Consider the following 791-nt stretch of genomic DNA (forward strand, 5'->3'; position numbering starts at 1 on the left):
TCCGGCTGCCGGCGGCGGCGGCGAGCGACGCGATGCCGCGCGCCGCGTGATCGGACGCGACGAGACGGCGCGTGAAGGGAATGCGGGGCGCTGTCCGGCTCCGGCTCAATCGCCGAAGCCGATCTCCGCTTCGACCGGCTGCCCGACTTCGAGCCACGCGCCCGCGCCTGCGACGACGATCGCGTTGATGCCGAACGTCAGCGCGCCGTCGTAGTTCGGGTTCGCGCGATAGGTCTGCATCGTGTCGGTCGGCTCGTGCGGCCATGCCGGATCGGGTGCGCCGGTGGCCTGGTCGATCGTCGGCATCGGGCAGCGCGTGCACAGCTTCACGAGCCGCAGCCGCACCGGCGTATCGCCGTCGACGTCGAGATGCTCGACGAAATCCTCTTCGTACGCATCGAGATCCGACACGACGATGTTCGGCCGGAAGCGGTTCATCGGAATGGCCGGCGCGCCTTTCGCGGCGAGCCGCGCGTTCAGGTCGTCGAGCGACGACTGGCCGATCACCAGCAGCGGATAGCCGTCCGCGAACTGCGTATGCGTATCGATCTCGCCGGTCCATTTGCGGTTGCAGCCGCGGCGCGCGTCGGGGCCGAAGCGTGCGAGCTTCGTCGGCACGCCGAGGAATTCGGTGAGCCATGCGGCCGTGTCGGCGCCGGTGTCGATCGCGTCGACGGTGTCGCGCCACACGGTCGCGGCGATCTTCGGCGTGGCGGGCGTCGCGTCGCCATCGAGCGGCGTGCGGATTTCCGGCATGCCCGGCGCGTTCAGCACGAGTGCATCGCCGTCGA

1 protein-coding gene is annotated in these 791 nt (G+C 70.2%); it reads right to left on the minus strand.

The features are described 5' to 3' along the window. Positions 1–105: 105 nt before the first annotated feature. Positions 106–791, minus strand: a 686-nt coding sequence (locus tag JMF90_RS38995) for an MOSC domain-containing protein (RefSeq protein WP_201326538.1), incomplete at its 5' end; no start/stop codon positions are given.

The organism is Burkholderia sp. E168m23 (genome assembly GCF_016586125.1).
Classification (GTDB): Bacteria; Pseudomonadota; Gammaproteobacteria; order Burkholderiales; family Burkholderiaceae; genus Burkholderia; species Burkholderia orbicola.